The organism is Campylobacter sp. VBCF_06 NA8 (assembly GCF_027737825.1).
Taxonomy (GTDB): Bacteria; Campylobacterota; Campylobacteria; order Campylobacterales; family Campylobacteraceae; genus Campylobacter_B.
Genome location: NZ_JAOVUB010000007.1, coordinates 42,848 through 62,809, shown reverse-complemented (window position 1 = coordinate 62,809; position 19,962 = coordinate 42,848). Strand labels below are relative to the sequence as shown.

The 19,962-nt window shown below is 39.4% G+C and carries 21 protein-coding genes; 13 read left to right on the top strand and 8 right to left on the bottom strand.

All coding sequences use genetic code 11. The annotated features are described in order from the left end of the window. The first annotated feature begins 381 nt into the window (after window positions 1-381). The 7 genes from OFO10_RS08065 (at window position 382) to OFO10_RS08035 (ending at window position 6,805) form a co-directional block, all read left to right on the top strand. Window positions 382-669, top strand: coding sequence for a type II toxin-antitoxin system RelB/DinJ family antitoxin (locus tag OFO10_RS08065; protein ID WP_270860686.1), 288 nt, complete (start codon window positions 382-384; stop codon window positions 667-669). 1 nt (window position 670) lies between these two features. Continuing rightward, window positions 671-946: a type II toxin-antitoxin system RelE family toxin gene (locus tag OFO10_RS08060; protein ID WP_270866792.1), complete on the top strand. Its 276-nt coding sequence runs from the start codon at window positions 671-673 to the stop codon at window positions 944-946. A gap of 112 nt (window positions 947-1,058) precedes the next feature. Next, window positions 1,059-2,720 (top strand): AIPR family protein, encoded by a 1,662-nt coding sequence (locus tag OFO10_RS08055; RefSeq protein WP_270866791.1) that lies wholly within the window; start codon window positions 1,059-1,061, stop codon window positions 2,718-2,720. A 200-nt stretch (window positions 2,721-2,920) separates the two neighbouring features. After that, on the top strand, window positions 2,921-3,295 hold the full coding sequence (gene rpsL / locus OFO10_RS08050) for a 30S ribosomal protein S12 (protein ID WP_270859212.1): 375 nt from the start codon (window positions 2,921-2,923) through the stop codon (window positions 3,293-3,295). A gap of 74 nt (window positions 3,296-3,369) precedes the next feature. Then, the gene (gene rpsG, locus OFO10_RS08045; RefSeq protein ID WP_270859211.1) at window positions 3,370-3,840 is read left to right on the top strand and encodes a 30S ribosomal protein S7; all 471 of its coding nucleotides are present in this window, start codon (window positions 3,370-3,372) and stop codon (window positions 3,838-3,840) included. A gap of 9 nt (window positions 3,841-3,849) precedes the next feature. Further along, window positions 3,850-5,925: an elongation factor G gene (gene fusA, locus OFO10_RS08040; RefSeq protein ID WP_270859210.1), complete on the top strand. Its 2,076-nt coding sequence runs from the start codon at window positions 3,850-3,852 to the stop codon at window positions 5,923-5,925. A 352-nt stretch (window positions 5,926-6,277) separates the two neighbouring features. Continuing rightward, window positions 6,278-6,805, top strand: coding sequence for a hypothetical protein (locus OFO10_RS08035; RefSeq protein ID WP_270866790.1), 528 nt, complete (start codon window positions 6,278-6,280; stop codon window positions 6,803-6,805). A 140-nt stretch (window positions 6,806-6,945) separates the two neighbouring features. Here OFO10_RS08035 and fldA read toward each other — a convergent pair whose 3' ends face one another. The 8 genes from fldA to OFO10_RS07995 all read right to left on the bottom strand — a co-directional run bounded on the left by fldA (window position 6,946) and on the right by OFO10_RS07995 (window position 14,670). After that, window positions 6,946-7,437 (bottom strand): flavodoxin FldA, encoded by a 492-nt coding sequence (fldA, locus tag OFO10_RS08030; protein WP_270866789.1) that lies wholly within the window; start codon window positions 7,435-7,437, stop codon window positions 6,946-6,948. Window positions 7,438-7,440: 3 nt separating this feature from the next. Further along, on the bottom strand, window positions 7,441-8,187 hold the full coding sequence (locus tag OFO10_RS08025) for a hypothetical protein (RefSeq protein WP_270866788.1): 747 nt from the start codon (window positions 8,185-8,187) through the stop codon (window positions 7,441-7,443). A gap of 121 nt (window positions 8,188-8,308) precedes the next feature. After that, window positions 8,309-10,519 carry an endonuclease MutS2 gene (locus OFO10_RS08020; RefSeq protein WP_270866787.1) on the bottom strand — a complete coding sequence of 737 codons (2,211 nt, stop codon included), beginning with the start codon at window positions 10,517-10,519 and terminating at the stop codon, window positions 8,309-8,311. Next, the gene (locus OFO10_RS08015; protein WP_270859204.1) at window positions 10,516-10,857 is read right to left on the bottom strand and encodes a hypothetical protein; all 342 of its coding nucleotides are present in this window, start codon (window positions 10,855-10,857) and stop codon (window positions 10,516-10,518) included. Before OFO10_RS08015 ends, OFO10_RS08020 begins: the two co-directional genes overlap by 4 nt. A gap of 9 nt (window positions 10,858-10,866) precedes the next feature. Then, window positions 10,867-12,174, bottom strand: coding sequence for a UDP-N-acetylmuramate--L-alanine ligase (gene murC, locus OFO10_RS08010; protein WP_270865497.1), 1,308 nt, complete (start codon window positions 12,172-12,174; stop codon window positions 10,867-10,869). A 17-nt stretch (window positions 12,175-12,191) separates the two neighbouring features. Then, entirely contained in the window at window positions 12,192-12,761 is a 570-nt protein-coding gene (recR, locus tag OFO10_RS08005; RefSeq protein ID WP_270866786.1) for a recombination mediator RecR, read from the bottom strand. Continuing rightward, window positions 12,758-14,002, bottom strand: a complete 1,245-nt coding sequence (locus tag OFO10_RS08000; RefSeq protein ID WP_270859201.1) for an ArsS family sensor histidine kinase — start codon at window positions 14,000-14,002, stop codon at window positions 12,758-12,760. Before OFO10_RS08000 ends, recR begins: the two co-directional genes overlap by 4 nt. After that, window positions 13,999-14,670 (bottom strand): response regulator transcription factor, encoded by a 672-nt coding sequence (locus tag OFO10_RS07995; protein WP_270866785.1) that lies wholly within the window; start codon window positions 14,668-14,670, stop codon window positions 13,999-14,001. The genes OFO10_RS08000 and OFO10_RS07995 overlap by 4 nt, the downstream gene beginning before the upstream one ends. A gap of 115 nt (window positions 14,671-14,785) precedes the next feature. Between OFO10_RS07995 and dnaJ the strand changes: the two genes are divergently transcribed. From dnaJ to OFO10_RS07965, 6 genes are all read left to right on the top strand, one after another. Continuing rightward, window positions 14,786-15,880, top strand: coding sequence for a molecular chaperone DnaJ (gene dnaJ / locus OFO10_RS07990; protein WP_270866784.1), 1,095 nt, complete (start codon window positions 14,786-14,788; stop codon window positions 15,878-15,880). 19 nt (window positions 15,881-15,899) lie between these two features. Next, the gene (locus OFO10_RS07985) at window positions 15,900-16,127 is read left to right on the top strand and encodes a FeoA family protein (RefSeq protein ID WP_270859198.1); all 228 of its coding nucleotides are present in this window, start codon (window positions 15,900-15,902) and stop codon (window positions 16,125-16,127) included. Window positions 16,128-16,151: 24 nt separating this feature from the next. Next, window positions 16,152-18,530, top strand: a complete 2,379-nt coding sequence (gene feoB / locus OFO10_RS07980) for a ferrous iron transporter B (protein WP_270866783.1) — start codon at window positions 16,152-16,154, stop codon at window positions 18,528-18,530. A 1-nt stretch (window position 18,531) separates the two neighbouring features. Continuing rightward, window positions 18,532-18,693 carry a FeoB-associated Cys-rich membrane protein gene (locus OFO10_RS07975; protein WP_270859196.1) on the top strand — a complete coding sequence of 54 codons (162 nt, stop codon included), beginning with the start codon at window positions 18,532-18,534 and terminating at the stop codon, window positions 18,691-18,693. Between the two features lie 40 nt (window positions 18,694-18,733). Next, window positions 18,734-19,018, top strand: coding sequence for a hypothetical protein (locus OFO10_RS07970; RefSeq protein ID WP_270866782.1), 285 nt, complete (start codon window positions 18,734-18,736; stop codon window positions 19,016-19,018). Window positions 19,019-19,155: 137 nt separating this feature from the next. Beyond that, complete coding sequence (locus tag OFO10_RS07965) at window positions 19,156-19,911, top strand: hypothetical protein (RefSeq protein ID WP_270866781.1); 756 nt, start codon at window positions 19,156-19,158, stop codon at window positions 19,909-19,911. Window positions 19,912-19,962: the final 51 nt, after the last annotated feature.

Below are 19,962 nucleotides of genomic sequence, written 5' to 3'. Positions count from 1 at the left end.
GAAGTCAAAAAAATCAAAAAAGCTGTGAGTGAGTAAGAATTTAAAATTTATAAATTCTGCAAAATTCTCAAATTTCCAAATTTAGGCTATGGGTTAAATTTTAAATTTAGCCCATAGCTTGAAATTTGAATTTTAAAATTTCACATATTTTGTTATTGTAAGGAGCTATGCAATGGGCGTGGTAATCCAATGTGGCGGTTTTTGTAGCCGAAATTTTATATCTTTATATCGGAATTTCTTTTTGTCTTTTAGTCACCGGCGGCGGACGCTTTGCGATTATTAAAGACTGAATTTATAATTTATTTTGACATTTCTTATTTGTATGAATTAAAAATATGATATAATACAAAATCAATCAAATTTCATACAAAAGGATTTAAAATGGCTACAAGTTTAATACAATTAAGAGTAGATGAAAAATTAAAAAAACAAGCAGATGAGTTGTTTGCTGATTTGGGACTTGATACCACAACGGCTCTTAGAATATTTTTAAAACAAGCCTTAAAAGTAGGCGGTTTGCCGTTTAAGGTTTTGAAAGAGAAAAGAAATGGTTATTCATTAGACGAATCGCCGACTATCAAAAGACTTGACGGAGAATTTGAAAAATTGCCAAAAGCCCAACAAGAAGCCATAATCAAAGAAGTAAGAGCCGAAATGTTTGGTGAATAAAATGTATAAAATCAATTTGAAAAACAAAGCCGAAAAAGGTCTAATTAGAATAGAAAAGGGCGATAAAAAATCTGCTTTGAAAATACGAACATTTTTAAGAGAGCTTGAAAAAATAGAAAATCCATTTGCGTTGAAAAACTGTGGCAAAATGGAAGGATACGAAAATCGCTGGAAATGGTATGTAGGAATTCATTACCGAGTAATCGGCGAAAAACACGATGATATACTGACAATCGAAGTTATCGAAATCACAACAAGAGAAAATGCGTATAAGTAAGAATTTATAATAAGAAATTGATTAAAGCGGTGTAAATTTTGTGTTTTTAAAGGTTAAATTTGTGTTTTATTGTATAATAATGCGTTAATAATCTAGTTTTAAGGTTAATAGGATGGTACCAGATATAATTCAAGGAAGAATAAAATCAAAATTAAAGAATTTATTTGAAAATAAATTACCAAAAAAAGACGGAAATTTTGTTATAGATGAAAATAAATTCTTGTCAATGTCATTGGCTGGATTAGCAATTATGATGAAAACTGGGATAGATGAAAATGAAGCTATAAAATATATAACAGATGGTTTTGGCGATTGTGGAATAGATGCACTTTATTATGATGAAAAACAAGAAAAATTATTTATTATACAGAGCAAATTTTCAAATGGAAATAATGGAATTCAAGAAGGAGATATATTAAAATTTATTGCAGGTATTTCACAAATTTTAAATTTAAAATTTGATGATTGTAATGATAAAATAAAATTTATGCGAAATAAAATAGAAACTGCATTAGATAAAGCAAAAATATATCTTATTCTAATACATAATTCTAGCCAAAATTTACCACCAGTCAGTCTTAAACACATAAATGATTTTGTAAATTCTACTAATTCTGATGGAATAGAAATATTAAAATTTGAAGAAGTAAAAAATAAAGATATATATGAATTTTTATGTCAAGAAAATATAAAAGAAATGGATTGTATATTGAATAATTGGGGAAATATTAATGAGCCATATAGGGTATATTATGGAATATTGTCTGCAAAACAATTAGGTTCGTGGTATGAAGAATATGGAAATTTATTATTTTCTCAAAATATTAGATTTTACAAAGAAAATACAGAAGTAAATGCTGGCATAAAAGAAGTTTTGAAAAATGAGCCAGAAAATTTCTTTTATTATAACAATGGAATAAAAATACTATGCAGTTCTGTTGAAAGAACAAGCGTTAAGGCAACGACAAAAGACACTGGCACATTTAAATTGAAAGGCGTTTCTATAATAAATGGAGCACAAACAACTGGGGCAATAGGAGAAATTTACAAAGAAAATAGAGATTTGTTGGAAAATGTAAAAGTTTTTGTTCAACTTATAGAAATAAATGAGAATAGTAAAAATATAGATAAAAATACAATTACAAAATTATCGAATACACAAAATAGTATTAGTAGTAAGGATTTTGTCTCATTAGATTCAAATCAAGCTAGATTAAAAAATGAATTCGAAAACTTAGGTTACGAATATGTGTATAAATCTGGCTCTAAGGAAATACCAAATGATAAAAAAATTGTGCTAGATGAATTAATCATTGCTTTGACTTGTATGCAAGAAGATATAAAATTGATAGCCGTAGCAAAAGGTAGAGTTGGTGATTTAACGGGGAATAATGATTATTATACAAAATTATTTAATGAAAGAACAAATGCAATATCCGCAATCAATGCTGTTAAAGCAATCAGGATAATTCAAAATATAATTGATGAATTAAAAAAATTAGATGAAAATAAAGAACTATTAGGGATTTTAGTTCATGGTAATAGATTTATTGCATATTTAATTTTACAAGACCTAAATTCAGATAATCAGTTGCTGGGTCAGATACAGGAATTTAATAAAGAAAATATAAAATTGGCGATTATACAAAAATGCTACGATATATTAAATATAGTTCGACAAAATAATGAGTGGGATGAAAAATATTATAATATATTTAAAACCATAAATAAATGTGAAAGTATTTATAGGGAATTACAAAACAACATGTGCTAGATAAGTAGGGTGGCATCCTTGCCCGCCGAAAAATTTGGCAACCTTATGGTGGGCAAGGATGTCCACTCTGCATTTTAAATTTAATAAGTAAAATATCTACATTTCTTAGAAAAAGCATAAATTCATAGTAGTTTAAGTAATTTTTTAGTAAAATCAACCTCTTTTTTATTTAATAAATTTTTTGATGAAAGGAATTTACTGTGCCAACCATAAATCAATTGGTCAGAAAAGAGCGCAAAAAAGTGACTGTAAAGTCAAAATCACCTGCGCTAAAAGAGTGTCCTCAAAGACGCGGAGTTTGCACCAGAGTTTATACAACAACTCCTAAAAAACCAAACTCAGCTTTGAGAAAAGTTGCCAAAGTAAGGCTAACAAGCGGTTTTGAAGTCATCAGCTATATCGGCGGTGAAGGTCATAACCTACAAGAACACAGCATTGTTCTAGTTCGCGGCGGTCGTGTAAAAGACTTACCGGGTGTTAAATATCACATTGTTCGTGGTGCGCTTGATACCGCAGGTGTCGCAAAAAGAACAGTTTCTAGATCTAAATACGGTGCTAAACGCCCTAAAAAATAGTTTAGCTAAGACAGATTTAACCCTTAGTTTTGGTTAAATTTGAGTAAAATTTTCAAATTTGAAGGAATAATAAAATGAGAAGAAGAAAAGCTCCCGTAAGGGAAGTTATGCCTGACCCAATTTATGGCAACAAAGTAATCACTAAATTTATTAATTCACTTATGTATGACGGCAAAAAAAGCGTTGCGACTGAGATTATGTATGGTGCGCTTGATTTAATCGACAAAAAAGGCGGCGAAGCCAAAGGAATCGATGTTTTCAACGACGCTATCGAAAATGTAAAACCACTTATGGAAGTTAAATCGCGTCGCGTGGGTGGTGCTACATATCAAGTTCCAATCGAAGTTCGCCCAGCTCGCCAACAAGCTTTGGCAATCCGCTGGATCATCACTTTTGCTAGAAAAAGAAGCGAAAGAACTATGATTGAGCGTTTAGCTTATGAGCTACTTGATGCAGCGAATTCAAAAGGTTCTTCATTTAAGAAAAAAGAAGACACTTACAAAATGGCAGAAGCTAACAAAGCATTTGCTCACTATCGCTGGTAGGAGAAAACTATGGCAAGAAAAACTCCACTTAATCGTGTTAGAAATATCGGAATTGCCGCTCATATCGACGCTGGTAAAACTACAACAAGCGAAAGAATTCTATTTTTTACAGGTATGAGCCACAAAATCGGCGAGGTGCATGAGGGTGCCGCTACTATGGACTGGATGGAGCAAGAGCGAGAAAGAGGTATTACTATTACTTCTGCTGCGACTACTTGCTTTTGGAATGATCACCAAATCAACCTAATTGACACCCCAGGCCACGTTGATTTTACTATCGAAGTTGAACGCTCTATGCGTGTTTTAGACGGCGCTGTTTCTGTATTTTGTTCAGTCGGTGGCGTGCAACCACAAAGCGAGACCGTTTGGAGACAAGCGAACAAATACCAAGTCCCAAGAATTATTTTCGTAAATAAAATGGACCGCGTAGGCGCAAATTTCTTCAATGTCGAGCAACAAGTCCGCGATAGATTAAAAGCTACACCAGTTCCGATTCAAATTCCAATCGGCGCAGAAGACAACTTCAAAGGCGTAGTTGATCTAATCACTATGAAAGCCCTTACTTGGGACGATGCAAAAGGCCCAAGCGCACCAGAAGTAGGCGAAATTCCAGCTGAATTAAAAGAAAAAGCACAAGAATATCGCGACAAAATGATTGAAGCGGTTGCTGAGACAGATGAAGCTTTAATGGAAAAATATTTCGCAGGCGAAGAGCTAAGCGAGGCAGAGATTAAAGCTGGTATCAAAAAAGGCTGCCTAAGCCTAGCATTTTTCCCTATGATGTGCGGAACAGCTTTCAAAAACAAAGGCGTTCAACCGCTACTTGACGCCGTTGTATGGTATCTACCAGCTCCAAACGAAGTTCCAGCTATCAAAGGTGTTTATGAGGACGGAAGCGAAGCAGAAGTTCTATCTACTGACGACGGCGAATTCGCAGGTCTTGGATTCAAGATTATGACTGACCCATTTGTCGGCCAGCTAACTTTTGTTAGAATTTACCGCGGTATGTTAGAGAGCGGAAGCTATGTAATCAACTCTGGTAAAAACAAAAAAGAGCGTATTGGACGACTTTTGCGTATGCACTCAAACAAACGAGAAGAAGTCAAAGAGCTTTATGCTGGCGAAATCGGCGCGATTGTCGGCCTAAAAGATACACTTACTGGTGATACACTAGCTAGCGAAAAAGACAAAGTTATCTTAGAGCGTATGGAATTCCCAGATCCAGTTATCAGCGTCGCAGTTGAACCAAAAACAAAAGCAGACCAAGAGAAAATGGGTATCGCACTTCAAAAACTTGCACAAGAAGATCCAAGCTTCCGCGTAGCAACTGACGAAGAGAGCGGTCAAACAATCATTAGCGGTATGGGTGAGCTTCACCTTGAAATCATTGTCGATCGTATGCTTCGCGAATTCAAAGTCGATGCAGAGGTTGGACAACCACAAGTTGCTTACCGCGAGACTATCCGCAAATCTGTCGAGCAAGAATACAAATACGCTAAACAATCAGGCGGTCGCGGTCAATACGGCCATGTATATTTGCGCTTAGAGCCATTAGAGCCGGGTAGCGGATATGAGTTTGTCAATGACATCAAAGGTGGTGCGATTCCAAAAGAATATATCCCAGCTGTCGATAAAGGCTGCCAAGAAGCTATGCAAAGCGGTGTTTTAGCTGGATATCCAGTAGAAGATGTCAAAGTTACCGTATATGACGGAAGCTACCACGAAGTCGATAGCTCTGAAATGGCGTTTAAACTAGCCGCTTCAATGGGCTTTAAAGAGGGCGCACGCAAAGCAGGCGCAGTTATCTTAGAGCCTATGATGAAAGTCGAAGTTGAAACCCCAGAAGAGTATATGGGCGATGTCATCGGCGATCTAAACAAACGCCGTGGCCAAGTAAATAATATGGGTGAGCGTGGCGGTAACAAAATCATCGACGCTTTCTGCCCGCTTTCAGAGATGTTTGGTTACTCAACTGACCTTCGTTCTCAAACACAAGGTCGCGCTACATACTCAATGGAATTTGACCACTACGATGAAGTTCCAAAAAATGTAAGCGAAGAAATCATCAAAAAACGCAACGGCTAAAATTTAGCCCGTTTGATACTTCACACAGGGATTTGGCGAATTTGCCAAACCCCTTTTTTATTTCTGTAAATTTACCCTTTGAAATTTTAAACTCGTAGATTAACTTCGCTTTCTACGAAAGTTAGCAATGACAAAAAATGTGTCATTGCGAGAAAACGAAGTTTTCGAAGCAATCCAGTAAAATTTAAAAGCGAATTTAAAATTTAAAATTTAAATTTTTATGCTTTCCATTGTCATTGCGAGGCGACGCAGTCGCCGTGGCAATCTACGAATTTAAAATTTAAAGTCAGTATTTTTGCAAATTTAAACAAAAAACAGGTAAAATTCGGCGAATTTTAAAAAAGGAAATTTTATGAGTTTCAAATTTAACGAGCCAGATATAAAAGCCTTAGATAGCGTTTTAAAGCCGTTTAGTAGCATAGGAAAAGAGTGGATGCTAGTTAGCAGCGGCACTAGCGAAAAATACCCACACTACAACACAATGACCGCTTCATGGGGCGGATTTGGCTATCTTTGGGAAAAGCCAGTGGCGCACATTTACATCCGCCCGCAACGCCACACCTTCAAATTCAGCGAAAAAGGCGAGCTTATGAGCCTTTCGTTTTTTGAGCCTGGACACAAAAAGGCTCTGGCGTATTGTGGCAAAATCAGTGGAAAAGACGAGGATAAGGCTACAAACTGCGGGTTAAAATCGGTTTTGTTAGAGCGGGATTTAATCGGTTTTGAAGAGGCAAATTTGATACTAAAATGCAAAAAACTCTACACTTCGTATTTTAAAGAAGAGAATTTCGTAAGCTCGCAAGAGCCTGAAATGTGGTACTCTAACAAGGATTTTCATAGAATTTACATTTGCGAAATTTTGGGATTTTACACAAAATAAATTTTAAAATTTAAAGCTAAAAGTGGCGAGATTTCGCCACTTTGATTAAAATTGCGCCACTAAATTTCGCGGCGCAGTATTTAAAAAGGCGCGCAAAATTTTAAAATTTCGCGGCGCAGTATCCCACAAACCAGATAAATTTACGCCAAATTTGGCTTTATTTGCTCCACCCATGCGCTAATTCTAGAATCCGTCAAATCGCTTTGGTTGTCGTTATCTAGGGCAAGGCCTACGAATTTGCCATCTTTTACGGCGTTGCTAGCGTCAAACTCATACCCCTCAGTGCTCACCGCGCCCACGATTACGGCGCCTTTTGCGACGAAATTTTCGTATAATTCCGCCATTGCGTTGCAGTAGGCGTCCGAGTAGCTAGCGCTATCGCCCATGCCAAAGATCGCCACGGTTTTGCCCGTAACTTCAAGAGCGCTAAAATCGAAGCTCGCCCAATCGTCCTGCAATTCGCCGTCGTTCCAAGTCGAGCTTCCTACGATGAGCGAGCTGTATTTGCCAAGCTCGCTAGGGGCGATATCGGCGACATTTACGACCTCATTTTCTATGCCAAGTTGTGCTGAAATCGCCTTTGCGGCGTCCTCTGTGTTGCCCATAGAGCTACCAAAAATAATTCCTACCATATTTTATCCTTTCAAAAAAATTTTATTATTTATGCTGTAAGGGACGAGTTTGAGAGTGAAATCCGGCGCGAAAGAGTGGGATTTGACCTCGATATGACGGCGAAAATGCTCGCTTCTAGGATAGACGAGATATAGCGTGTCTAGATTTAGGTGCGAATTTTGCGAGATTGCAAGGGCGATGTCGCTTTGAATACCTGCGCCGTTTGCGTCGCCAACCTGCCTAAAAAAGGGCAAAATTCCAAGACGAAATTCGCCCTTTTGTATGACGATAACCTCGCCATTTAGCGAGATTTGGCAGTTTTTGTTTTTGTATGAAATTTTGTCAAACACGAAATTTTTAAATCCGCTTGAAGCGTCGAAATTAATGCCAAATTCGCCGTTGTTTTGGAGTAGGGCGATGATTTTGGCGACTTTGAGTTTTGGCAAGCTCGCGCAAAGTGGAGCCTTTTTGCCCTGTAAAAATGAGTAAATGATTAAATTTGAAGTAAGGCAAAATTTGGTTGTTTTTTTGAAATTTAGGCTGTTTTTGGCGAGTGAAAATTTGATAAATTTATCAAAAATTTGACGAATTTTGGTGCAATTACGGCTAAATTTATGCGGGATTTGATAAGCACTACCAAGATTTGCGTTATACAGCGTCAAAAAAATTTGGCAAACTTGCTCTTTGCAAAATTCTTTAAAAATATCTGGCACGAAATCTTTGTTTCCAGCAAAGCCGAAAATTTCGCTATTTGGTGTGAAATTTTTCATCGCTAACCTTTTATATTTTGATATTTGATATTATTATAGTGGATTGTAGATTAAATTTAACTGATACCAAATATCATAAAAGCAAAAATTTCACACTAAATTTTGAAATTTCACGCAAATTTTAGAGTTTGACGACCTTGCTTCCAAAACCCCCTTCATTCGGGGCTCCGTCGCGGAAATCTTTCACGCTTGGGTGTGATTTGAGAAACTCTTTTACGGCGTAGGCTAGTTTGCCAGTGCCGATTCCATGCTTTACGATAACCTCGTCAAAGCCCATTACGAGGCTTTGGCTGATGAATTTATCAAGGCGCGTTATCGCCTCATCGGCGCGCAGTCCGTGCAAATCTAGCACGAGCGAGGCTTCGCGCGGTTTTTCGACCTTTATGCTGATTTTATTTGGCGCTGGGGCTGGTTGATTTCCGCTTAGTTTTAGCATATCGCGTGGCACACGAAGCCTTATTTCGTCGCTTTCAATCATCGCCATAGTTTTGTTTAGGCTTACGATTTCGCCCTTGATTTTGCCGTATTTTACGCGATCGCCGACCTTGAAATCCACAGGCTCGCTCACACTTATCTCAGGTTTAGAAATCGCCTTAACTAGCTCGTTTGCGTGGTTTATAGCGCGTTGCTTTTCTTTGGTATCATTTAGTCTAACTGTGCGTTTGGCCTCGTTTATAGCGTGGTAATACTCGTTTTCTAGCCTAGAAATCGTGGCAGCTAGCTCGTTTTGTGCGTTTTCTTTTTGCTCTTTTAGTGTGGCGGTTAGGGCGTCTAGTTTGCGCTCTTTTTGCTCGGTGGCGATTAGTTTTTGCTTTAATTCTAGCTCTAAATTTATCGCTTTTGAGATTGCTTCGTTTAAATTCTCTTTATTTTCGCCGTAATTTTGGCGCGCAGCTGCGACTAAATTTTGCGCTATGCCATATCGTAGTGCTGTCTCAAAAGCGTATGATTTGCCGATAATTCCCTTTAAAAATTCGTATTTTGGGACGCTGTTTTTCTCATCATATAGCGCGGCGATTAGTTCGACATTGGCGTCTTTTGCCAAAAGCATTGCGAGGCGTTTGTGGTGGGTGGTGATGACCATTTTGATATCGTTTTGCATGAGGCGCTCTATCATCGCACTATACAGGCTCGCAGCCTCCTCGAAATCAGTTCCAAGCTCGATTTCATCGACGCCTACAATCATATCTTTGCGCCCAAAAAGCTTGCTAAATGCGACCATACGCCCAGCAAATGTGGAGATATCGTTTTTGGCATTTTGCGGATCTTCCATGATTAGCTCAAATTCTTTAAACGAGCCAATCTTGCTCTTTTGGGCGCAAATTCGCATTGGAAGTAGGTATTTGCCTAGCAAGCACGCACTCATTATGCTTTTTAAAAGCATTGACTTTCCGCCGGCATTTACGCCAGTAATCAGCAAAATTTTGCCCCTAAATTCCACGCTGATTTTTTTAGGATTTTTTAGCGCAGGGTGGGCAAATTCGCTAATTACTATATCTTTTGAGCTATCAGCTAGCACGATTTCGTAGTCATTGGCTCTCATCATTTGCGCTCTTGCGATAAGTCCGTCAATCTCATCGAAAGCTAAGTTTATAAATTTCAAAAACGGCAAATTTTTGGTGAAATTTGAACTAATTATTTTACAATGCTCGAAAATGATTTCTTCTTTTTTATCTAAAATCGCACTTTGAGCCGATTTGAGCGCGGTTACAGCATCGGGTGCGACATAAAAATACCCATTGGCTGAGCGCCCCAAAACTGCGCCTTTTAGCGCGTGGTTAAATCCGCCTCGCACCAAAAGCGTCTCGCTGTCGTTGATATAGTGAATCTGCGTGTCGGCTAGGTAGGGCGAAATGGATTTTGTGTAGATTAACTTTTTTAGGGTTTGATTAATCTCTTCGCGCTTGATTTTGTAAGCCTCATTTAGCGCGATGAAACGCTCATCGACGCTGTCTTTGAAGGCGCCGTTTTCGTCAAAATAGTCTTTTATGGCTTTTATGCTATCTGGAATTTCGATTTTATCGAGATACGCGCGCAGTTTTCCTTCGAAATTTTGCCTTTTTAGATACAAAAAATATCGGATAATCTTGCTAAATTCGTAAATTTCGCTTATGTGAAGCACGGCGTGTTTGCCAAGGCGCATTAGCGCGTCATCGAGATTTGCGATAGTTTCGCAAGGATTTATGTCAAATTTAGCGAATTCATTTATTTTTTCGAAATTTATCTTGCTATCGCCGTGCAAAAATAGTGGTTTTTCGCGCGCCAAATATGAGTTAAATTTCGCCAAATACTCGCTTAAATCGAGTTTTTTAAACAGCTCGTCTATGTTCATAATTCGCACTCTTTAATCTCGTAAATTTTGCCGTTGTATGGGTGTGGGGCGTCTTTTTTGGCGATGAAGGAATTTAGCGAAAACGAGTAGGTAAAATGCGCGCTCTCCACGCTCTCGCCACGGCATTTCACGCTTTTTCCAGCGTTAAAGGCATTTACGATTTGCTGGGAATTTTTAGCAAAATTTGCGCTAAAATTTTCGTAAAAATAGGCGCTACCTCCCACGCATAAAATAATCGCAGTAAGCAAAATTTTAAATTTTGCATTTAAAATTTTATTATCCACGAAAAAAATCGCCACTATGAATAAAAAAGCAAAAATAAAAATCAAAAATCGCACAACTTTTCCTTAAAATTCGCCACGCAACTGATATGTGATATCGCCTGCGCCAAAGCCGATTACTAGGCCGTCATTGATGATATGGCGCACGCCAAAAATATCGCTGAATTCGATCTTTTCGCCGTTTCTAAATACTCTCTCGGCAAAAAGCGGATTAAGAGCTTTAAATTCCTCTTTTAAATCCACGCCGTTTGGGTTCTCGCCGGCTGCATACACGGGCAAAATCACCAAATCTACGCCTTCTCCAAAGCACTCTTTAAACCCGGCTAAATTTGCCTTTAACCTGCTGTATCTGTGTGGCTGGAAAATCGCCGTAATCTTGCTAATGCCTAGCAAGGCGGCGTATTCTTTCGCGCTTTTTAGCGTAGCGGCGATCTCTGTGGGGTGATGACCATAGTCGTCGATTAGGACGAAATTTGGATTAGCGCAGAGTATGTCGAAACGCTTTTTAATGCCTTTGTAGTTTAATAAATTTTGGCGTATGTTTTCTAGCCCCGTCTCGCACGCAGCGGCTAAAATTGCAAGCGATGCGTCGATTGCAATATGCTCGCCAATCCCAAAAACCTCGAATCTGCCAAGCTCTTTGAGATTGAAGCTAAGATAGGGTTGATTATCGCGTAAAACCATTTTTAGATCCGTGATATCGCGCGAAGGGTAGAGTTTAATCGCGCTTAAATTTAACGAGCCTAAAAATTCGTCCTCGGCGTTGATAACGCGAATTTTAGCCCTTTCTAAAAATCCGCGATATGCGGCGTGAAATTTGTCTAAATCATTATCATAATGATCCATGTGCTCTGGCTCAGCGTTGGTTACCACGGCGACATAGGGGTTGGAGTTAAGAAAGCTAGAATCGCTCTCGTCGGCTTCAAAAATGATATTTTCGCTGTTTTCGTATTTCATATTTGAGCCAAACTGCTTACTAATCGCGCCGATGATAACCGAGCCATTTATCAGCGATGAGGCAATCGCGCTCGTGGTGCTTTTGCCATGCGCCCCAGCCACGGCAAATACATGCTTGTCTTTTAGCACATAAGGCAGGGCTTCTTTGCGCGATAGGCATTTGATACCGCGTCTTTTGGCTTCTACTAGCTCGACATTATCCTCTTTGATGGCGGCTGAATACACAACGACCTCTTGATCTTTTATCGCCTCTGCGCTGTGTGGGGTGTTGATATCCATACCGCTTTCGCGTAGTTTTATCGTAGTGGGGCTTTCTGAAATATCAGAGCCTGAAATCGTGTAGTTTCGCTCCTGCAAAAATCTAGCCAGTGCGCTGATTCCGATACCGCCAATGCCTATGAAATGAACCTTTTTCACTATTTTTCCTTTTAAATTTATATATTCGTGCGCCCGTTGATTGCCTTCATAAGCGAAAGCATATCTATATTATCCAAACTTACGCCAGTTGGCACGCCTTGGGCAAGCTTGCTAAAACGCAAATTTAAATCAGAGAGTTTATCCTCGACATAGAGCATAATCCCGTCTGAATTTATACTAGGCGTTAGCGCAAAAATCAGCTCATTTGCGCCATTTTGGACTATCATGGCGCGAAGTTTGTCGATGATTTCTTCGCTAGCGTCTTCTAAGACAAAATATTTGCCATTAAAAATTTTATTACTCTCAAAGATAAAAATATCTTTCGGGCTTTCTACAATGGCGATTTTCTCGCTCTCTCGCTCCTCATCGGCGCAGTATTCGCAGATCTCGTCCTCGCAAATCGCACCGCAAATTTCACATTTTTTTAGTCCCCGCACAGCTTCTTCGATATTGTGAGCTAAATTTAGCCCGAGGGTTGAGTTTTGCACGCTGACATAATACGCAAAACGCAAAGCCGACTTTTTGCCCACGCCCGGGAGCTTTTCGAAGCTAGCAACTAGCTCTTCAAATTTATCATTTGCACTCATTTTTTACTGCCTGGATTGTTGAAAATTATAGAAAAATAATGTGTATTATCTGAATAATTATAAGTAAAACTAAATTTGTGAAGTTCGCAAATTTTATCTATGATATACAGCCCAAGCCCCATGCCAGTGGCCTTTTCGTTTTTGTTACGAATAAAGGCTTGTTTGTAGTGCTCGAAGGATTTTTCGAGCGCGGCTCCGTGGTTGGCTACGCTGATTTTATTCTCGTCGCAAATCACGCTGACATGGTGATCGCTGGAATATTTTAGGCCATTGTCGATTAAATTTTTAATCGCCAAGGCAAAAAGCCCAAAATCGACATTGATAATGGCGTCATCTTCGATATTTTCGGCAACTAAGCTATCCCATTTATCTAGCATTGACATATCGCGAACCTGCTCTAAAATCAGGCTGAAATGGTATTTTTGGTAATTTAGCGTGTAGCTTTTCGATAGTAGTTGCTCGATTTTTGCAAATTCATTAATCAAAATTTCAAGCCGCTCAAAAACAGCCACAAGGCGCGTCTTTTGCGTCTCGTCATCGAGCATTTCAGTGATTAGTCTGCCTTTGCCAATCGGGGTTTTTAGCTCGTGCATTATGGTGCGTAAAAACAGCTGTCGAGAGCGGATAAGCTCTTGAATTTTAATAATCGCGTTGTTAAATTCATGCGCTACTTGGCCGATTTCGTCCTCTCTGCGAATTTGTTTTAAATCTATTTCTAAATTTCCTAAGGAAAATTGTTTTATGTTTTTGCTAAGCTTTTTTAGTGGGGCAAAACTGCGTAAAATCGAGAGATACAGCGAAAACAAAACCACAATAGTAATCAAAAATCCCACCCAGAGCGGATCGTTTAAATTTTTGGTGCCAATGCTCTCAAAAACCACGACCATTGAGTTGTTTTTGATATTTAAAAACAGAGTGTTGTTATACTCGATCGAGCTAATCTCGCCTATGGCAGTTTCTTGCGCGAAGTATTTTTTGCCTGAAATTAGGACATTTTGGACTAAATTTTTATCCTTGACAAGCTCCAAGCCAAAATTTGAAAAATAGCTTTCGATATCTTGTGGCGGGTTGTTTCGTTTGTAGGATTCTAGCAGGTAATTTACGGCGTTGATTTGGTTTGCTTGCATGCTACCTAGGGCTTTGTTCATTTGAATTCGCCCAAATGTGATAAACAGCACGCAAACCAAAATTATCGCAGTTACGAAAAATATCGTAATTTTCGTGATTAAAGAGTGCTTCATCCGATGAGCTTATATCCGATTCCGCGAACTGAAAAAATATGTTTTGGTGATTTTGAGTTGTCTCCAATTTTGGTGCGAAGGCGACCGATGATGACATCAAGGCTCTTTGAGTCTTTGTCTTTTAGGCTCTTGCAGTGATAGACTAGCTGCTCGCGAGAAACTGAAAAGCTGTGTTGTTTGATGAGATATTCTAAAATTTCATATTCAGCCGGAGTTAGCACGAGTGCCTCTTCGCCAAAGTAAATTTCATGGCGTTTTTCATCTATGCGAAATACGCTATCAGCGACGGTTTCTTCTTTTTCGATTGTTTTTTTATAGCGGCGAATTAGGCTCATAATTCGTGCGTGCATTTCCTTTGGATCGTAAGGTTTAGGCAGATAATCATCTGCTCCGATTTGCAGACCCACGACCTTGTCGCTGACATCAGATCTGGCCGAGCTAATGATGATTGGAATATCATATTTTTCGCGGATTTCTTTGCACACTTCCAGTCCGTCCATGCCAGGAAGAGTTAAATCCAAAATTAGCAAATCATAGTTTTTGATTCCGGCACTTAGTCCGATATATGGGTCTTCGTAGTTTGTAACATTGATATTAAATTTAGCCAAATATTCACTTAGCAAAGTAGCAAATTCGCTATCGTCTTCGATCATAAGCACATTTACCATGACGCGTCCTTTATAAAAATTTTGAAATTTTGCATTATATTGTAAAATAGTTAAATCTTAACTTGCATTTTAGCAAATTTAGATAAAATTGAGCCTTTTTAGTTTAGGAGAGATAATGGAAGAAGATTATTATGATATTTTAGGCGTGGCGCGCGACGCGGACGCTGAAACGATAAAAAAGGCATTTCGCAAACTAGCCTTGCAGCACCACCCAGACCGCAACCAAGGCAACAAAGAGAGCGAAGAGCAGTTTAAGAAAATAAACGAAGCTTACCAAGTCCTAGGCGATGAAGAAAAACGCAAAATGTATGATAGATACGGCAAAGAGGGCTTATCTGGCGGATTTGGCGGTGGTGGCAACGCAGGAGATGCCTTTGGGTTTGGTTCGATGTTTAGCGACTTTTTCGAGCAAGCCTTTGGCGGAGGCGGTAGCAGAGCCAAACGAAGTGTCGATCCGTATGGCATAGATACAGAATTAGCCGTTACTTTGGAATTTAAAGAAGCTCTACGCGGCGTGCATAAAGATGTCAAATACAAAATCAAAAAGCCATGCCCTACCTGCGACGCAACAGGCTCAAAAGACAAGAAAAAACACACCTGCCAAACATGCGGTGGTTCTGGGCGGATTATGGCAAGACGCGGATATATGAGCTTTATTCAGACTTGTAGCGCGTGTGGTGGAAGTGGAGAGAGCATAAAAGAAAAATGCAAAGATTGCGGTGGCAAGGCATGTATCGAGGAGGAAATCAGCGTCAAATTTGACATACCAGCTGGCATTGATGATGGACAAAGAATTCGTCTAGCTGGTAAGGGAAATGTCTCTAAAACAGGCGAGGTCGGCGATGTGTATGTGCTAGTAAGGGTGCGCGCTGATAGCCATTTCGAGCGCGACGGCGATGATTTATATATCGAAGTGCCTGTGTTTTTCACCCAAGCGATTTTGGGCGAGAGTATCGAAGTGCCAACCCCTGAGGGCAAGACTGAGTTAAAATTAAAAGTAGGAAGCAAAGACAAAGATAGATTTGTAATTCCCGGTGAGGGCGCGCCAAATATCAGAACGAAGCAAAAAGGCGATTTAATCGTGCAAATCAGCGTCCAAACTCCAAAGAAACTAAACGACAAACAAACCGAGCTTTTGCGCGAATTGCAAGCTAGCTTTGGCGAAAATGACGAGGGAATTTTAAGCAAAATCAAAAATTTCTTTAAATAATGAAATTTATGGAGAATTTATGCAAAGGCTAAACGAGGTAAAAATCGGCGCAAGTGTCAAGGTGGTCAAAATCCACGGAGACGGCGCTTTGAGGCGTCGGATTATGGATATGGGGATTACAAAAGGCATTGAGATAAAGCTAAAAAAAGCAGCCCCCTTAGGCGATCCTTTGGAGCTAGGCGTGAGAGGATACGAGCTCTCACTACGCAAGGCCGACGCGTCATTGATAGAGGTCGAAAATTTATAAAATTTGCAAATTTAATGAGTAAAAATGATAAAAATCGCACTTGTAGGAAACCCAAATTGTGGCAAAACGACATTTTTTAACGCCCTAACTGGCGCAAATGCCTTTGTGGGCAACTGGCCGGGCGTAACGGTCGAGAAAAAAGAGGGCTGTTTAATCGGCAAAGAAAATATCATAATCACCGATTTGCCGGGCATTTACTCGCTCTCGCCATACACGCCAGAAGAGATTGTGGCGCGCAATTATTTATTGCATGAAAATCCAGATGTGATTTTAAATATCATCGACGGCACGAATTTAGAGCGAAATTTATACCTTAGCACGCAACTTTTGGAGCTTGAAATTCCAATGGTGATCGCTGTGAATATGACCGATATTTTGCGCAAAAGAGGCGATAAAATTGATTTAAAACTTCTTAGCAAAACCCTTGGCGCGCCGTGCGTGGAGATTTCTGCGCTTAAAAATATCGGCACGAATTTATGCGTGGAGCTAGCAATCGAGGCTAGCAAAAACCCTGCCCCGCACCCAAAACACGATTTTTGTGGCCCAGCCGAACACGCGCTAGCGCATATCGAAGACGCTGTTTTAAAGGGCGAAAAGGGCGATAGGTGGTATGCGGTTAAAATTTTTGAGCGCGATGAGAGCGTGCTAAAAGAGCTAAAAATCGAAAAAGCCAAATTTAGCCTAATCGAGGAAAAAATCAAATCCTGTGAAACCGAGCTAGATGACGATAGCGTGGGGATTATCGCAAACGAGCGATACAACTATATCGCGCGTGTAAAAGACGCCTGTTTTATCAAAAACACAGATTTTGTCGCCAATGCCAGCGAAAATATTGACAAGGTTTTGACGCATAGAATTTTCGCTTTGCCAATTTTTGCGGTGATTATGTTTATCGTGTATTACACTTCGGTTACAGGCGTGGGCGGGCTGATGACGGACACCGTAAATGACGGGATTTTTGGCGACGGATTTTTCGTGGGAAGTGGCGAAAAATACGAGCAAGCTCTTAGCGAGCATTTGCAAAGCAAAATTTGCACGAGCGAATTTGTGGGCGCACTAGATATGATAAATCCTGAATTTAGCGCAGTTAGCGAAAATCTCAAAACCGCTTGCAATGAAGGCGATTTTGGCGCATTTAGCGAAAATTTTGACGCACTAAGCGGTGAAATTTCGCAAATTTCAAACGAAAATTTAAAAGAGCAAATTTCACTAGCTAGTGCGAATTTAGAGGCCGAAATTTTACCAAATCCTAGCGAGTATGGGCTGTATCTGCGCGGTTTGCCTGTGGTAATGGACGAGTTTTTGGAGCGCATAAACTGCGCGCAGTGGCTAAAAAGCCTCATTATCGACGGCGTTATTAGTGGGGTTGGAGCGGTGCTTGGCTTCGTGCCACAAATGGCGGTGCTTTTTATCTTTTTAGCGTTTTTGGAGGCGTGCGGATATATGACGCGCGTGGCTTTTGTCTTAGACCGCGCATTTCGTAAATTTGGGCTTAGTGGCAAGTCTTTTATCCCTATGCTAATCGGCACGGGCTGTGGCGTGCCTGGCGTGCTAGCCACGCGCACGATAGAGAGCGAAAAAGACCGCAAAATGGGCATTATGACGACCACATTTATGCCGTGTTCGGCGAAAATGCCGATGATTGCGCTCATTTCCGCTGCGCTTTTTGGCGGAGTGTGGTGGGTGGCACCTAGTGCGTATTTTCTAGGGATTTGCGCGATTGTGATTTCTGGGCTAATGCTCAAAAAAACGCCGATGTTTGCGGGCAAACCTGCGCCTTTTGTCTTGGAGCTTCCGCCATATCACATGCCAACCCTCAAAAACATTTACCGAAGCGTCAAAGAGCGTGTGAGCTCGTTTATCAAAAACGCCGGAACGATAATTTTCATCTCATCGGTGCTGATTTGGTGCGGATCGAGGTTTGGCTTCGCGGAGGGGGGCTTTGTCTTTGACATAGAGCTTGATTTAAACGATAGCTTTATCGGCAAAATCGGCGCGTTTGTGGCGCCTGTGTTTGCGCCACTGGGCTTTGGCGACGCGAAGTCTGCAATCGCTACGCTTATGGGCTTAGTAGCCAAAGAAGAGGTCGTGGCGGTCTTTGGGATACTCGATTTTTCGGGGCTTGACACGCTTAGTGGATATGCGTTTTTGGCTTTTAACCTGCTTTGCGCGCCTTGCATAGCGGCAATGGCGACAATCGCAAAAGAGATGAGAAGTGCGCGCTGGACGGCGTTTGCGCTTGTGTATCAGACGCTGTTTTCTTACGCGGTCGCGCTTATGATTTATCAATTTGGCAGATTTTTTAGTGGCGCGCAAGGCGCGGGAGTGTGGTTTTTCGTGGCGTGTGCGTGCGCTGCGCTGATAATTTTAATGCTAGCAAAACCTTATAAAGAGAAAATTTGATATGCAAACTTTAACACAAAATATCGGAACAATCGCGGTTTTAGTGGTGCTTGGCGGGCTTTTGTTTTTGGCAGCAAGAAGCTTTGCGAAAAACAAAAATTCCTGCAACAAATGCGAGGGCTGCGGCTGCAACAACCCGCAAGAGTGCAAAAAAGACGAGTGAGGGTGGTTTTGCCTTTGCAAGGCGCGCTTGGCGCGAACCTATGAACCCTGCGCCGATTTGCCGTTGCGCGGTAATCAAAGTGCAAATTTTGCTAAATCTGTCATTGCGAGAAATGCGAAGCAAAAATTCGTGGCAATCTACGACTTTAAAATTCCAAAATGCAAATTTCGTGTCATTGCGAAATTTTAGTAATAAAATTGAAGCGATAAATTCGCTAATTGCTACCATAGAAGCAAAATCAGAGCTACAAGCTCACATACTAAAATCAAATTTCACACTTAAAAAGCTTGGCTTAATCGCAGAGCAGAGTAAGAAGTGTGAGTGAGGGAGAGATGATGAAAAATGCAAATTTAAATTTTACTAGTTGCTTGAATTTCAAAATTCAGAAGTAAGTTTAAATTTGTGAATTTAAAAATTTTAGTATCACAGATACTGACCGAGATTTTATAAAAAGGATTGAATTTGGAAAACAGAAATTTTAAAAACGATATTTTTAATAAAAATAAGAATTTGAGGGATTACGATAAAGAGCCGTTGATTTTGCGTGATTATAGCAAAGGAATAAAATTACACGGTGTTTTAAATTTAATATTTTTCTTTATTGCTTTTCTTTTCATTTCGGCAATACAAAGTCATATTGAATTTGGCGAATTTGATGAATTGATAAAAAAAATTTTTATTTTATGTTTTATTTTTGTAGGATTTTTAACTATCTCCTATATGATAACTATAAATTCAAAAGAACGCTATGTCTCACTAACATCTGACATGAAAGCAATATATTATGATAATGATTTACAAATACGCAAAATTTACAGCTTGTTGGGAAATAAAGAATTTTCATCGTTTTTATATCAAATAAATAGGCTTAAAAATATTTTTGGCTTTATATTGATAGGAATTTTTTTATTTACATTAGATGCAGAAATTATTTTTATTTTTATATTTGTTTCATTTTTAGCGGTCATATATGATATTTTATTTCGTATGTTTGTTTATAGAAAATCTAATAAAAATCTTACGAATTTTTGGAAATATTCGCAAAAATTTGTAATTGATATAGGTTGGATTGACGATATAAGATTTGTTACCGCTGGTGCAACAATTTGCTTTTTTAATCAAAAAGACCATGATTTGTTAAAAGAATATTTTCTTTCACTTTTTCATATAAATTTAGATACAGATATAAAAGGTATTGAAGCTATAAAAATTTTCTAATTTTGCACGCGTAGATTGCTTCGCTTTCTACGAAAGCTCGCAATGACAAAT